The sequence below is a fragment of the Trueperaceae bacterium genome (assembly GCA_023954415.1).
Lineage (GTDB): Bacteria > Deinococcota > Deinococci > Deinococcales > Trueperaceae > JAAYYF01.
Genome location: JAMLIB010000001.1, coordinates 443413 through 457174, shown reverse-complemented (window position 1 = coordinate 457174; position 13762 = coordinate 443413). Strand labels below are relative to the sequence as shown.

Sequence of the window (13762 nt, the reverse complement as noted above, 5' to 3'; positions counted from 1 at the left end):
GCGCAGTCATCAGGCGCCGAGGATGGAGCCGAGGACGACGAGACCGTCCCGCAGGCCGTCTCCGAGCAGCGCTTCGACGGCGCGCTCGGGGTGCGGCATCATGCCGAGGACGTTGCCGCGCTCGTTCACGACGCCCGCGATGGCGTCGACGCTGCCGTTGACGTTGGCCGCCGCCGTCCGTTCACCCGCGGCGTCCACGTACCTGAAGACTACGCGTCCGTCGCCGTCGAGGCGGGTCAAGGTCTCGGCGTCGGCATGGTAGCGGCCCTCCGCATGCGCGATCGGCAGCCGCAGCACCTGACCGACGCGCGCCAGGCGCGTGAACGGCAGGTCGGCGCGCTCGACGCGCAGGTGCACGTCCTGGCACCGGAACTCCAGCTCCGCGTTCCTTACGAGTTGGCCTGGGAGCAGGCGCGCCTCGGTCAAGACCTGGAAGCCGTTGCAGATGCCGATGACCGGTCCGCCCCCGTCCGCGAACGCGTGGACCGCGCCCATGACGGGGCTGTGAGCTGCGAGGGCGCCGCACCGGAGGTAGTCGCCGTAGCTGAAGCCGCCGGGGATGACGACGGCGTCGGGAGCCCGGCCGGAGCGCGACAGGTCGTCGCTCGTATGCCAGGTCGTCCACACCTCGGCTCCGAGGACGGCCCCGAAGGCGTGGACCGCGTCCGCATCGCAGTTACTGCCGGGGAAGGTCACGATGGCCACGCGCATCTCAAGTCAGTAAGCTACCATGCGGGCAGGCCCGCGACTTGCCCCGCCCGGCGCCGGATTGGTAGTATCCTCAACCGTCCGCGCGCTATGGCAACGTCGCAGCGAGCGAGGCGCCGAGATGGCGGAACGGTAGACGCAGTTGACTCAAAATCAACCGGGGCGACCCGTGCGGGTTCGAGTCCCGCTCTCGGCACCAAACGTCTCTCGAAGAGGGTAACGGCCAGCCGACCGCGCCGCGGTCGGCGACTGGAGGCATACAAGGTGTTCTGGATCGCGTTCATCATCTTCTGCGTCGTCTCGGTGGTGCTCACCGCGGCGGTGCTCATGCAGGAGCCGAAGCAGTCCGGCCTGGGCGACGCCCTGGGCGGCGGCGGGGGCGGCGACTTCGGCGCGAGCCTCGGCGGCACGGCCGGCGGGCTGCACCGTACGACCATCTACCTGGCGGTGGCGTGGGGCTTCATGGCGCTCCTGCTGGGCCTGATCCCGCGCTGAACCCGACTTCATGGAACGTTTCCTCAAGGAACCGTGAGGCGACCGTAGCCTCACCTCCTTGCAGGACTGTCGTTTTGAGGTTACCGTAGGCCGTCGTAAACTCAAGCGTGAAGGCGCCGGTCATAGCCTTTGGTCAGCGCCCACGCCGACCTCGTCAAGTGGAGGAGAAATGAAGAGACTGCTCACCCTCATCAGCCTCATGGCGCTCGCTGCCTCAGCGTTCGCCCAGCCGTTCGTCTGGCCGGATGCCTGGTCCAACGCCACCCCGGGCGAAGCCGTCCGCGGCGGCGAACTGCGCATCAGCCTCATCGGCGACCCGCGCACGTTCAACCCCGTCACCTCGGCCGAGTCCCAGGCCCTGTCGGACTACCTCTTCACGAACGGCGCGGCCGTGCTCATAACGCGCGGCCCCGACTCCGACGAGTGGCTCCCCTACGGCGCCTCCTCCTTCACGGCGAGCGAGGACGGCATGACCGTCGACGTCACCGTGCGCGACGGCATGAAGTGGTCGGACGGCAGCCCCATCACGGCCCAGGATTACTACATCCGCTACGTCCTCGAGACCGACCCTGACGTCGGCTCCAACGGCTACGACAGCTGGTTCATGGGCGACGACCAGATCACGGTGGAGCGCGTCGGCGACAACGGCCTGCGCTTCCACTTCCCGCGCCCCGACCGTCTCGCCTTCCCCGTCGTGGCGGTCGCCCCCGTGCCGGACGCGATCTTCGGCGAGGCGTACCGCTCCGGCGGCGCCGAGGCCGTCAAGGCCCTCTGGGGCACCGACGTCGACGTCTCGACCACCGTCTGGTCGAACGCCTTCGTCCCCGCCACGTTCCAGCCGGGCGAGCGCATCATCCTCCAGCGCAACCCGTACTTCGGCGAGTGGAACGTCGACTCCGCGGGCAACGCGCTCCCGTACCTCGACACCTACAGCATGACCATCGCCGGTGACCTCGATTCCGCCCTGAACCTCTACCTGGCGGGCGACATCGACCAGTTCAACCCGCGTAACCTCGACGACATCGGCGTCATCAACAACGCCGTCAACAACGGCGACATCGACGTCAGCGTCATGGAGTCGGTCAGCCCGGTCGCGAGCAGCCAGTTCATCGTCTGGAACTGGAACAAGGCCTCCGACCCCGACAAGGAAGCCCTCTTCCGCAACGCGAACTTCCGCCGCGCCATGGCGTACGTCATGGACCGCGACGCGATCATCGACCTCGTCTACAACGGCGCCGGCATCCCGATGTACACGAACGTCTACCCGATCAACGACTACTGGGTGAACCACGACGCCGAGAAGTACCCGTACGACCCCGAGAAGGCCGCCGAGCTCATGGCCTCCATCGGCTTCGACAGCAAGAACGCCGACGGCATCCTCGTGAACGCCGAAGGCAAGACGGCCTCCTTCATCCTGGCCACGAACGCCGGCAACACGGCGCGCGAGCAGATCGCGGCCATCTTCGCCGACTCCGCCCGCGAGATCGGCGTGGACGTCCAGGTGCAGGCCATCGACTTCAACCTCCTCGTCGACCAACTCCTCTCCGAGGGCGAGGACCGTCCGTTCGACGCCATCCTCATCGGTCTCACCGGCGGTTCGCGCGACTGGCCGTTCGGGGTGAACGTCGTGCCTTGCGGTACGAACCTCCACAGCTACAACACGAGCGGCGAATGCCTCACGGCGCAAGAGACCCTCATGGGCCAGCTCTTCAACGTCGGCCGCGAGACGCTCGACACGGAAGCCGCTCGCGACATCGGCTACGAGATCCAGGCTGTCGAGGCCGATCTCGCGCCCTACCTGTACGCCGTCAGCCCGATGGCGCACTACAGCTGGTCCTCCGCCCTCCGCGGCTACCACAACGAGGGCCAGATCAACCCCCTCCTCGGCGCGTACGAGCTTCCGCTCGTCTTCATGGCCCGGTAATCCGGAGCTAGAGACCTCTCTGGGAGTGGGCGGCTACACGCCGCTCACTCCCAGTAACGACCTATCTTGAGACTTATGCTCGACGTCAACGTCGCCGAGGCGCGCCCGGCCGACGCCGGCCCGGCCGGCGTCGGCCGGGGGGCATGACCGATGTTCGTCTATATCGTCAAACGCCTGTTCCAGCTGCTCCCGACGTTCATCGGCGCGACGATGCTGATGTTCCTCATCAGCCAGCTCGTGCCGGGAGACTTCTTCAAGGCCAAGGAGCTCGAGCCGAACGTCAGGCCCGAGACCATCCAGCGCATGCGTGCGGAGTTCGGGTTGGACAAACCCGTCTACGTCCAGTACGTGAACTGGATGAAGAACCTGATGATGGGCAACCTCGGCCAGTCCTTCGTCTCCAACCAGCCCGTCTGGCAGCGTATCGCGCGGCCCATGCGCAACAGCATGTACCTCGCCATCCTCTCCATCATCTTGCTCTGGCTCGTATCCATCCCGGCGGGCGTCTACTCGGCGGTGAGACAGTACTCGTTCGGCGATCAGGCGGTGAGCCTGATCTCGTACCTCGGTCTCGCCACGCCCAACTTCTTCCTTGCCCAGGTGATAATCCTCACCCTGTTCCTGGTGAGGACGCTGACCAAGGAGTGGTTCGGCTTCAACCAGCTGATCTTCCCCGTCGCCGGCATGACGAGCAGCAACTACCTGAGCTTTAACGCGTGGGGGCAGTTCTGGGACGTCATGTGGCACATGTTCATCCCGTCGCTCGTGGTCGCCACGTCGGGCATGGCAGGCTTCACGCGCGTGCTCAGGGCACAGATGATCGAGTACCTCGGGTCCGACTTCATCAGGACGGCGCGCGCTAAGGGCGTCGGTCACGGGAAGGTGACCTACAAGCACGCCCTGCGGCCGGCCATCATCCCGTTCGTCGCCGGCATCGGCAACCTGCTGCCGAGCCTCGTCGGCGGCGCCGGGCTCGTCGAGGTCGTCATGTCGTGGCCGGGCATCACCCCCACGTTCCTTACGGCACTGCAGTCGCAGGACATCTACGTCGTCCTCGGCCTACTCGTGATCACCACCCTGCTCCTCATGGTCGGCAACCTGGTCTCAGACCTCCTTCTCGCCGCGGTCGATCCGCGCATCAGGTACAACTGAGGCCGCAGCGTGACCGATAGAGACGACCTCCTTAACACGCCGCCCGGCACCGAAAGCGCGGCCGATGCCCCCCTCACCGGGCCGGCGACCGCCACGCCACAGGCTCCGCTCGGGTCCGCGCCGAACGACTCGGTAGAGTTCGAGCGCGGCGCCGGCCCGATCCTCACGCAGGAAGGCAAGTCCCAGGGCCGTATCGTCTGGGAGCAGTTCCGTCGCCACAAGGCCGCCCTGATCGGCGGTTGGATCCTGCTGATCATGTACCTGTCGGCGATCTTCGCCGGCTTCCTCGCCCCTTACGGCATCAACGAGTACCGCCGCAGCCCGTCCGCCGCCTTCAGGCCGCCCACGCAGATCCACTGGACCGACCCCGACACGGGCAGGCTCACCCGACCGTTCGTCTACGACGTGGTCGAGACCCGTGACCCCGTCACGCGCCAGCGCGTGTACGAGGAGGACACGGACGTCCGTTACCCGATAAAGTTCTTCGTTCACCGCCCGTCGCAGTCGTACAAGATCCTCGGGCTCTTCAAGTCCGACCTGCACCTGTTCGGCGTCGACGACCCGGCCAGGGTGTTCCTCTGGGGCACGAACAACCTTGGCAAGGACCTCTTCTCGCGCGTGCTCTACGGCGGTCAGGTGAGCCTGACCATCGGCATCCTCGCGGTCTGGGTGGCGTTCTTCCTCGGCCTGCTCCTTGGCGGGATCGCCGGTTTCTACGGCGGCCTCGTCGACGACATCATCATGCGCCTCGTCGAGGTGTTCGCGGCCATACCGGGGCTCTTCTTGCTCATCGTGCTCGCGTCGCTGCTCAGGGACCCGAACAACCCTCTCGCCAAGGCGTTCGGCCTTCAGATGACGTCGGCGCAAACGTTCCTGCTCACGGTCATCGTGCTCGGCTTCGTCGGCTGGGGCGGCCTCGCCAGGGTCATCAGGAGCCTCATCCTCTCCACGAGGGAGCTCGACTACGCCGCGGCAGCCAAGGCCTTGGGCGCCGGCGAGTCGCGCATCCTGTGGCGCCACCTCCTGCCGAGCACGGCGAGCTACGTCATCGTAGACCTCACGCTCTCGATCCCCGGCTTCATCCTGGCCGAGACCGGCTTGTCGTTCCTCGGCCTCGGGCCGAGCGAGGTCGACACGGCGAGTTGGGGGCTGCTCCTGCGGGACGCGACGGCCAGGGGCATAAGCATCCAGTTCGTGCCGTGGCTACTGATACCCGGTATACCCATCCTCTTCGCAGTGTTATGCTGGAACCTGTTAGGCGATGGTCTTAGGGACGCCTTCGACCCTAAGAAGCGCAGGTAGCCCCCTCGCTGCTCGGCCGCGAGCACCGCTGGCATATTTCCACAAGCATCAGGCATATCTTGCAGGGCGCGCTGCGCACTATTCAGCCCGCCTGGCTCGGTATCCCGTATGCGTGCTGTAGCCCAAGCGGCTCGGCGTGCCAATCCAAACTGGAGGAGCGTGCGCACAGATGCCCACCAAAGACCGACTCCTTGAGGTGATCGACCTCAAGACCTACTTCGACACCGACGAGGGCACGGTCAAGGCCGTCGACGGGGTGAGCTTTCACCTCGACAAAGGCGAGACCCTGGCCGTAGTGGGCGAATCGGGCTCAGGCAAGTCCGTGATGAGCCTGTCGATGATGCGCCTCATCCCGACGCCTCCGGGCCGCATCGCCGGCGGCAAGATCCTCTTCGAGGGCAAGGACCTCGTCACGAAGACCGAGCGCGAGATGCGCAAGATCCGCGGCAACGACATCTCGATGATCTTCCAAGAGCCCATGACGAGCCTCAACCCCGTCTACACGGTCGGCGATCAGATCGCCGAGGCCATCGTCCTCCACCAGGGCAAGAGCCACCGCGAGGCCATGAAGATGGCCGCCGAGATGCTCGACCTCGTCGGCATCCCCGAGCCGGGCAAGCGCGTCAAGAACTTCCCGCACCAGATGTCGGGTGGCATGCGCCAGCGCGTGATGATCGCCATGGCCCTGTCCTGCGGGCCCAAGCTCCTGATCGCGGACGAGCCCACCACGGCCCTCGACGTGACCATCCAGGCCCAGATCCTCGACCTCATGCGTAAGCTGCAGAACGAGATCGGCATGTCCATCCTCTTCATCACGCACGACCTCGGGGTCGTCGCCGAGATGGCGGACCGCGCCGTGGTCATGTACGCGGGGCGCGCCGTCGAGGAAGCGCACGTCAACGACATCTTCGCCGACCCGCAGATGCCTTACACCCTCGGCCTCCTCAACTCGATCCCCCGCGTCGACCGCGCGGCCGAGCACCAGGACCGACTCCAGGCCATCCCCGGCAACGTGCCCAACCCGCTGAACCTGCCCCAGGGCTGCGCCTTCCACCCGCGCTGCCGGTTCGTCCAGGACAAGTGCAAGGTGGCCATCCCCAACCTCGAGGACACCGGTAACGGACACATGGTCCGGTGCGTCAGGTGGCAAGAGCTCGACCTCAAAGCGGAGATCCCGGCATGAGCAACCAGCGCAGTAAGGACAACAAGGGCGCCACTACCCAGACGGGCCCGCTCCTCGAGGTCAAGAACCTCCGCAAGTACTTCCCCATCCGCGGCGGCATCCTCTCGCGCGTCGTGGCGAACGTCAAGGCCGTCGAGGACGTGAGCTTCAACGTCCAGCGCGGCGAGGTCGTCGGCCTGGTGGGCGAGTCCGGCTCGGGCAAGACCACGGTCGGCCGCAGCATCCTCCGCCTCATCGAGCCGACCGCCGGCGAGGTGATCTTCGACGGCGTCGACGTCACCAAGCTCAGCAAGGCGCACATGCGCGAGTACCGCAAGCGCATGCAGATCATCTTCCAGGACCCGTTCGCCAGCCTCAACCCGCGCATGTCGGTCGGCGACATCATCGGCGAGGCCATGACGATCCACAACCTGGCCCGCGGCAAGGAGCGCGAGCAGCGCGTCGCGCAGCTCCTCGAGCGCGTCGGTCTCTCGCCCTCACACATGCGCCGCTACCCCCACGAGTTCTCCGGCGGTCAGCGCCAGCGTATCGGCATCGCCCGCGCGCTCGCCGTCAACCCGCAGTTCATCGTGGCCGACGAGCCGGTCTCGGCCCTCGACGTCTCCATCCAGGCGCAGGTCGTCAACCTCCTGCAGGACCTCAAGGAGGAGCTCGGCCTCACGCTGCTCTTCATCGCCCACGACCTGGGCGTCGTCGAGTACATCAGCGACCACGTGATCGTCATGTACCTCGGCCGCATCATGGAGATCGCGCCGGCGAAGGAGCTCTACGCCAACCCGATCCACCCGTACACCGAGGCACTCCTCTCGGCCGTGCCCATCCCGGACCCGACCGTGAAGCGCGATCGCATCATCCTGCAGGGCGACATCCCCTCACCCATCAACCCGCCCTCCGGCTGCGTGTTCCGCACGCGCTGCCCGATCGCGACCAAGGAGTGCGCCGACGTGGTGCCGCCGCTCGTCGAGGTAACGCCCGGGCACTTCAAGGCCTGCATCAACCGCTGAGGGAGGTGGCGTGGCTGGCGAGCGCGACGGTCGGAGCGGCAACGCGAGGCGCGTCCCGCCCCGCGAGTTGCTCCGGCTGATCCTCGCCAGCTACGCCGCTTCTCTGCCGTACGTAGTGCTGTTCGTGGTCGTCATGCTGGTGGCCACCTGGCTACTGACCGCCGTGCTCCGCTAGCCCACCATGCCCGTCGGGGCCGAGGCGCTCTTCGCGACCTCGGCCCCGACGCTTTCGCGCGGACCGCTCGGCCGGCGCCTACCGGTCCGCGCCTTCCGCGCGACACCATATACTCGGTTGCGTGACCCTCGCCGACACCATCCGCCAAGGCGTCCTGGACGCGCTCTCCGGCTTCCCGGTCCCCGGGGCCGACCGGGAAGGGCGCGTAGACGCGGAGCTGAGGCGCTTCGAGGAGCTGCTGCACGACTACCCCAAGCGGCGGGGGAAGACCCTACGCGGGCAGCTGCTGGTCCTGACCGCCCGGGCGCACGGCGCCCACGACGACGTCTCGGCCTTGGTGCTCGCCGAGGCCCTGGAGCTGTTCCAGGACTGGGTGCTGGTGCACGACGACATCGAGGACGGCTCCGAGGAGCGCCGCGGCGGGCCGGCCCTGCACCGTCAGGTGGGCATGAGCGTGGCGCTCAACGTCGGCGACGCCATGCACATGCTCATGTGGCGCCACCTCTCGCGGCTCGGCGACGGCCCACCCCTCGACCGCAGGAGGGCGCTGGCCGAGTTCACGCGCATGCTGCTCGCCACCGCGGCCGGCCAGCATCTCGACCTCGCCTGGGTCGAGGCCGGCAGGTTCGACGTGAGCGAGGCCGAGTACCTGCGCATGGTCACGCTCAAGACCGCCTACTACACCGTGGCGTCGCCGCTGGCGCTGGGCGCGGCCTGTGCCGCCGCCGTGCCGCCGCCCGGCCTCGAGGAGCACGCCATCGACCTGGGGGTCGCGTTCCAGATCCGCGACGACGTCCTCAACCTGAGCGCCTCTCCCGCCTACGGCAAGGAGCATGCCGGCGACCTGTACGAGGGCAAGCGCACCCTGATATTGGCGCACTTCCTTCGCACCGCGCCGAGCGAGCGGCGCGAGCGCGTGGTGGCGCTCCTAGCGCGCCCGCGGGCCGAGAAGACGCCGGCCGAGATGGCCGAGGTGCTGGCGGCGCTCCTCGAGGCCGGTTCCGTCGCCTACGCCCAGGCCGCCGCGGAGGCGCGCTCGGCCGCTGGCCTGGCCGGGATAAGCGCTTGGCTGAGTACCCTCCCCGACCAGGACGCCGCGCGGGCCGTCGAGGAGCTGCTCGCGAGCCTGGTGGCAAGGGCGGCTTGACAGGCCTGTTACACGCGGCCCTGGGCGCGGGGCCGGCACGCTGCCTCGGCCCGTCGCGCCAACCGGACTCGCTGGGCGGCCTCTAGCACGGGCCACGCCCAGCCGGACCGGTGTGGCCGCGCCCGAAAGGCGGATGCGTTCGACCCGGCACGTGCCTAGAGGGGGCCACGGCGGCGCGGACGAGCGGCTAGAGTCGTTCCATGACCCGCGAACGCGCCGGCTCGTCACGCGTGGAACGGGTCGCTCGTGGCGGGTCGGGCGAGCGCTCCGGCGTCAACGACCAGGGCGCGCCGGGCGAGGCTCGCCCGACCAACGACGAGGCAGCGCCAGCCACCCGATCGGAGCCGCCTGTCAGCCTCCTGACCGCCGTCGCCGCCCTGCTCGCCGGCCTCGCTCCCTGCCCTGCCTGCGGCGTGAGACCCGCCGGCGCGCCCGGCGTGTGCGGCCCGTGCCGCGCGCTGTTGCTTGCGGCCACGGCGGCGCAGACCGAGAAGCCGGGCGACGTCGTCTGGCTCGGGCCTTACGCCGGCACGTGGCTGCGGCTCGTGCACGCCCTCAAGTACCGGGGCGCCCGGCGGCTGGCCGGTTTCCTGGGCGAGCTGCTCGCCGTTCGGGTCGCCCGGGCCGGTTGGTGCTCCGGCGCCGGCGCCATCGACCTGATCGCGCACGTGCCCACGACCGCCGCGCGCGCTCGGGAAAGGGGCTTCGATCAGGCGGAGCTCCTGGCAGCCGCCGTAGCCGCCCACCTAGGCGTGCGCCGCGTGCGCGCCCTGCGCCGCGTACGCGCCACAGCGAAGCTCTCGGCGCGGGGCCGGTCGGAACGCGCCGCGCTGCTGACCGGCGCGTTGGAGGCGCGCTACCTCCCGAACCGGAGTGTGTTGCTCGTGGACGACGTCCTCACGACAGGCGCCACCCTGGAGTCGGCCAGCAAGGCGCTGCTGGACAGTGGCGCCGCGGGCGTGCGCTGCGCCGTCGTGGCGCGGACGATGCGCAGGTCGGTCTGAGCGGCGTGCTGATCGCCCCGGCCGCCTCGACGGCGGGTGCCGGCCCGCGCCCTCAGAGAACGATCAGGACCGCCGTCAGGATGCCGAGGACGGCGCCGGCGAACACCTGAGGGTAGGTATGGCCCAGGAGGGTCTTGAGGGCCTTCGGCTGGAAGCCGGCGTCGAACAGGTGCGCGAGCTCCTTCACGAGCTCGTTGATGGCCTCGGCCTGCTGACCGGCGGCCCTGCGGATGCCCGTGGCGTCGTACATCACGATGGAGCCGAACACGGCGGCTATCGCGAACGTCGGGCTACCCCAGCCGTAGAGCAGGCCGATGCTCGTCGCGAGAGCCGTGACGGAAGCCGTGTGCGAAGAAGGCATGCCGCCGGTATCCAGGAGCCGTTCCGGGGCGAAGCGCCGCTCCGTTATCAAGACGAGGGCGACCTTGAGGACCTGCGCGACGACGGTCGCCACCACGGCCGACCAGAGTGCCAGGTTCCCGATGACCCCGCTCATGCGCCCCGCCGCCGCCTGGCGGCCGTGAGCGTGTTCGCTATGACCATGACGACGGTCATGAGCCCCGTTCCCCCCGGCATGGGCGTCAGGTGGCCGGCGACGCCGGCGACGCCCGGATGCACGTCGCCCACGATGGCGCCGTCCTCACGCGTCAGGCCGACGTCGAGGACGGCGCTGCCCGGCTTGACCATATCTGGCGTTATCAGGCGCGGCCTCCCGACGGCCGCTACGAGTACGTCCGCTTCCCGCGTGAGAGCGCCGAGGTCGCGCGTGCGGGAGTGGGCGATCGTCACGGTGGCGTCGCGCTGCAGCAGCAAGGCGGCGAGCGGCTTGCCGACGAGGTTGGAGCGGCCGACGACCACCGCCCGCTTGCCAGCCAACGGCACGGCGTAATGGTCGAGGAGGGCCAACACGCCGAGCGGGGTGGCCGGCACGAGCGCGTCGCCCCCGGACCAGAGGCGCCCCACGTTGACGGGGTTGAGCCCGTCGACGTCCTTGGCCGGGTCGATCGCGGCGAGCACGCGGGTGGGGTCGACGCCGGGAACGGGGAGCTGGACGAGGATGCCGTCGACGTCATCGTCCGCGTTCAGCTCCGCGACCAGCGCGAGGAGCGCCTCCGCCCCGGTCCCTTCAGGGAGCACGACCGTCCGCGAGCGCACCCCGACCTTGGCGGCCAGCTTCTCCTTGGAGCGGACGTAGTAGGCGCTGGCGGGGTCCTCGCCTACTCGCACGAAGACGAGCTGCGGCCGGTAGGCCAGGCCGGCGACTGCGGCTTGCAGGTCCGCCACCGCCGCCGCGGAGACGACCTTGCCGTCGAGCCGCACCGCCTCAGGCGCTGCCGTCATCCCCTGCTTCCGCGCTCTGGCGAGCGGCGTCCTGGGTGGCGGCCGGAGCAGCCGCGCCGCGGTCCGCCGCCGCCCCGCCGGCGGTGGCTCCACCGGCTGCGTCCGCGCCGGCGCGCGTCCCGTCCTGCCTGATCAGCTTCGCGAGCACGCCGTTGACGAACCTCCCGGACTCGTCGCCACCGAACTTCTTGGCGAGCCGTACGGCCATCTCGATGGCCACCTCGGGCGGCTCGGAGCCGTAGCTCATCTCCGTGCTGGCGATACGCAGGACGTTCAGGTCGGTCTGGGCCATCTGGCCGAACGACCAGCCGGTGATAGCCGCGGCCAGCCGCGCGTCGAGCTCCTCGCGGTGCTCGGCGAAGGCCTGCAGCAACCCCTCGGCGAACGCCAGGTCGTCCAACCCGAGCGCGCCGCCGTAGACGGCGTCCTCAGGCGACTCCGCAGCCTCCTCCGCCACCTCGATACGCACGTTGCGCCATACTTCCAGGAGCGGCTCCGCCCCGCGTTCCGACTGGAAGAGGGTGCGGAACGCGAGCTCCCGCGCACGTTGTCTACTCACTAGCTGCCGGCCCGCCCTCGCGCGTCGCCTCGAGCTCCCACGGGTCCTGACCCGGCGCCTGCCCACCCGAGCCGCCGGGTGCCGAGGGCGACGCCGCGGCGGCCAGCTCGACCGCCTCGACCGCGACGTTCACGCTCCGGACGTTCAAGCCCGTCATGGAGGTCATGCCTTCGCGCACGGCCTGCTGCGCGGCCCTCGCGGCCTTCGGGATCTCGACCCCGTACTCGACGGCAAGCGTCAGGTCGACCCAGACGTCCTCCCCGTCCCGTTCGATGGCGATCCCGCGGGCGCGCCTGCCGCCCAGGAGGTCGCTGACGCTGGAGGGCGGCTGCGTTGGGCGCACCCCTTCAACTTGCTCGAGCGCCAGTTGGGCGATGTTGAGGAGCACGTCGCCCGCGATGGCAAGATCGGGTCCTTCCGTCATGAGCTCATCCTACGGGCGATGAAGTTCGTGTACACGTCGCCGCGCCTGAAGAAGGCGTTGCCGAGGACCTTGAGGTGGAACGGGATGGTCGTCTTGACGCCCTCCACGACGGTCTCCTTGAGTGCCCGCTCCATCCGGGCGATGGCCTCCTCGCGGCTCGGCGCCCAGGCGATGATCTTGGCGATCAGGCTGTCGTAGTTGGGGGGTATGCGGTAGCCGGCGTACACGTGCGAGTCGACGCGGACGCCGGGGCCTCCCGGCCAGTGCACGTCGGTTATCACGCCCGCGCTCGGCCTGAAGTCGTGATCCGGGTCCTCCGCGTTGACGCGCAGCTCGATGGCGTGGCCCCGCACGGCGAGCTCGGACTGTTTCAACGCCATGCCGAGCCCGGCGGCCACGCGCAACTGCTCCTGTACCAGGTCCGTCTGGGTGATCATCTCCGTGACGGGGTGCTCGACCTGGATGCGCGTGTTCATCTCGGAGAAGTAGTAGCCGCCGCTCTTGTCGACGAGGAACTCGCACGTGCCGGCGCCGCGGTAGTCGATGTACTTGGCGAGGCGCACGGCCGACTCGGCGATGCTGGCCCTGAGCTCGGGCGCGAGCGTGCTCGGGCCTTCCTCGAGCACCTTCTGGTAGCGGCGCTGGATGGAGCAGTCGCGCTCGAAGAGGTGCACGACGTTCCCCTCGCCGTCGCCGAACACCTGGATCTCGATGTGCTTGGGCTCCTCGAGGTACTTCTCCATGTAGAGCTCGGGGTTGCCGAAGGCGGCGCGCGCCTCCTCCTGAGCGTTGTAGAACTGACGCTCGAGGTCGGAGTGGTTGTGCACGACGCGCATGCCGCGGCCGCCCCCGCCGGCGGAAGCCTTGAGGATGAGGGGGAAGCCGATCTCGTCGGCGAAGCGCGTGGCGGCGGGCAGGTCGGGGAGCGGTCCGCTGCCAGGGGTGATGGGCACGCCGGCCTCGACGGCCAGCGCGCGCGCGGACGCCTTGTCGCCGATGCGGGAGATGCTCTCGGGCCTCGGACCGATGAAGGTGAGGCCGTGCTCCTCGCACATGGCGGCGAACTCCGCGTTCTCGGCCAGGAAGCCGTAGCCGGGATGGATGGCCTCGGCGCCGCTCACGAGGGCGGCCGCCAGCAGGTTGCGGACGTTGAGGTAGCTCTCGGGCGCCGGGGCGGGCCCGATGCAGATGGACTCGTCGGCCAGCAGCACGGGCAGCGAGTTCTCGTCGGCCTTGGAGTAGGCGACCACCGTCTGTACCCCGAGCTCGCGGGCCGCCCGCAGGATGCGCAACGCGATCTCGCCCCGGTTGGCGATGAGGATCTTGCGGAACATCGCGCTCACG

At 69.0% G+C, this 13762-nt stretch carries 15 protein-coding genes and 1 tRNA gene; 10 read left to right on the top strand and 6 right to left on the bottom strand.

All coding sequences use genetic code 11. The features are described 5' to 3' along the window. Positions 1-9: 9 nt before the first annotated feature. Positions 10-711 carry a phosphoribosylformylglycinamidine synthase subunit PurQ gene (gene purQ, locus M9914_02055; protein MCO5172954.1) on the bottom strand — a complete coding sequence of 234 codons (702 nt, stop codon included), beginning with the start codon at positions 709-711 and terminating at the stop codon, positions 10-12. Positions 712-823: 112 nt separating this feature from the next. Between purQ and M9914_02050 the strand changes: the two genes are divergently transcribed. The 10 genes from M9914_02050 (at position 824) to M9914_02005 (ending at position 10094) form a co-directional block, all read left to right on the top strand. Beyond that, positions 824-907: transfer RNA gene (locus M9914_02050), tRNA-Leu, on the top strand. 65 nt (positions 908-972) lie between these two features. Next, positions 973-1203: a preprotein translocase subunit SecG gene (gene secG, locus M9914_02045; GenBank protein MCO5172953.1), complete on the top strand. Its 231-nt coding sequence runs from the start codon at positions 973-975 to the stop codon at positions 1201-1203. A 169-nt stretch (positions 1204-1372) separates the two neighbouring features. Further along, complete coding sequence (locus tag M9914_02040) at positions 1373-3127, top strand: ABC transporter substrate-binding protein (GenBank protein ID MCO5172952.1); 1755 nt, start codon at positions 1373-1375, stop codon at positions 3125-3127. 150 nt (positions 3128-3277) lie between these two features. Then, complete coding sequence (locus tag M9914_02035) at positions 3278-4279, top strand: ABC transporter permease (protein ID MCO5172951.1); 1002 nt, start codon at positions 3278-3280, stop codon at positions 4277-4279. Positions 4280-4288: 9 nt separating this feature from the next. Then, entirely contained in the window at positions 4289-5581 is a 1293-nt protein-coding gene (locus tag M9914_02030) for an ABC transporter permease (protein ID MCO5172950.1), read from the top strand. Positions 5582-5750: 169 nt separating this feature from the next. Beyond that, positions 5751-6764 (top strand): ABC transporter ATP-binding protein, encoded by a 1014-nt coding sequence (locus tag M9914_02025; protein ID MCO5172949.1) that lies wholly within the window; start codon positions 5751-5753, stop codon positions 6762-6764. Then, complete coding sequence (locus M9914_02020; GenBank protein ID MCO5172948.1) at positions 6761-7768, top strand: ATP-binding cassette domain-containing protein; 1008 nt, start codon at positions 6761-6763, stop codon at positions 7766-7768. Before M9914_02025 ends, M9914_02020 begins: the two co-directional genes overlap by 4 nt. A gap of 10 nt (positions 7769-7778) precedes the next feature. Beyond that, the gene (locus M9914_02015; GenBank protein ID MCO5172947.1) at positions 7779-7943 is read left to right on the top strand and encodes a hypothetical protein; all 165 of its coding nucleotides are present in this window, start codon (positions 7779-7781) and stop codon (positions 7941-7943) included. Between the two features lie 121 nt (positions 7944-8064). Then, complete coding sequence (locus tag M9914_02010) at positions 8065-9090, top strand: polyprenyl synthetase family protein (protein ID MCO5172946.1); 1026 nt, start codon at positions 8065-8067, stop codon at positions 9088-9090. Positions 9091-9290: 200 nt separating this feature from the next. Continuing rightward, positions 9291-10094: a hypothetical protein gene (locus M9914_02005; protein MCO5172945.1), complete on the top strand. Its 804-nt coding sequence runs from the start codon at positions 9291-9293 to the stop codon at positions 10092-10094. 52 nt (positions 10095-10146) lie between these two features. Here the strand turns inward: M9914_02005 and M9914_02000 are convergent, their stop codons facing one another. Genes M9914_02000 through accC form a run of 5 tightly spaced genes read right to left on the bottom strand, consistent with a single transcriptional unit; the run spans position 10147 to position 13752 of the window. Next, positions 10147-10590, bottom strand: coding sequence for a divergent PAP2 family protein (locus M9914_02000; protein MCO5172944.1), 444 nt, complete (start codon positions 10588-10590; stop codon positions 10147-10149). Further along, entirely contained in the window at positions 10587-11435 is an 849-nt protein-coding gene (locus M9914_01995; GenBank protein MCO5172943.1) for a bifunctional 5,10-methylene-tetrahydrofolate dehydrogenase/5,10-methylene-tetrahydrofolate cyclohydrolase, read from the bottom strand. Before M9914_01995 ends, M9914_02000 begins: the two co-directional genes overlap by 4 nt. Beyond that, positions 11419-11994 carry a transcription antitermination factor NusB gene (gene nusB / locus M9914_01990; protein ID MCO5172942.1) on the bottom strand — a complete coding sequence of 192 codons (576 nt, stop codon included), beginning with the start codon at positions 11992-11994 and terminating at the stop codon, positions 11419-11421. Before nusB ends, M9914_01995 begins: the two co-directional genes overlap by 17 nt. Then, positions 11987-12418, bottom strand: coding sequence for an Asp23/Gls24 family envelope stress response protein (locus M9914_01985; GenBank protein MCO5172941.1), 432 nt, complete (start codon positions 12416-12418; stop codon positions 11987-11989). The genes nusB and M9914_01985 overlap by 8 nt, the downstream gene beginning before the upstream one ends. Continuing rightward, positions 12415-13752: an acetyl-CoA carboxylase biotin carboxylase subunit gene (gene accC / locus M9914_01980; GenBank protein MCO5172940.1), complete on the bottom strand. Its 1338-nt coding sequence runs from the start codon at positions 13750-13752 to the stop codon at positions 12415-12417. The genes M9914_01985 and accC overlap by 4 nt, the downstream gene beginning before the upstream one ends. Between the last annotated feature and the right edge of the window lie 10 nt (positions 13753-13762).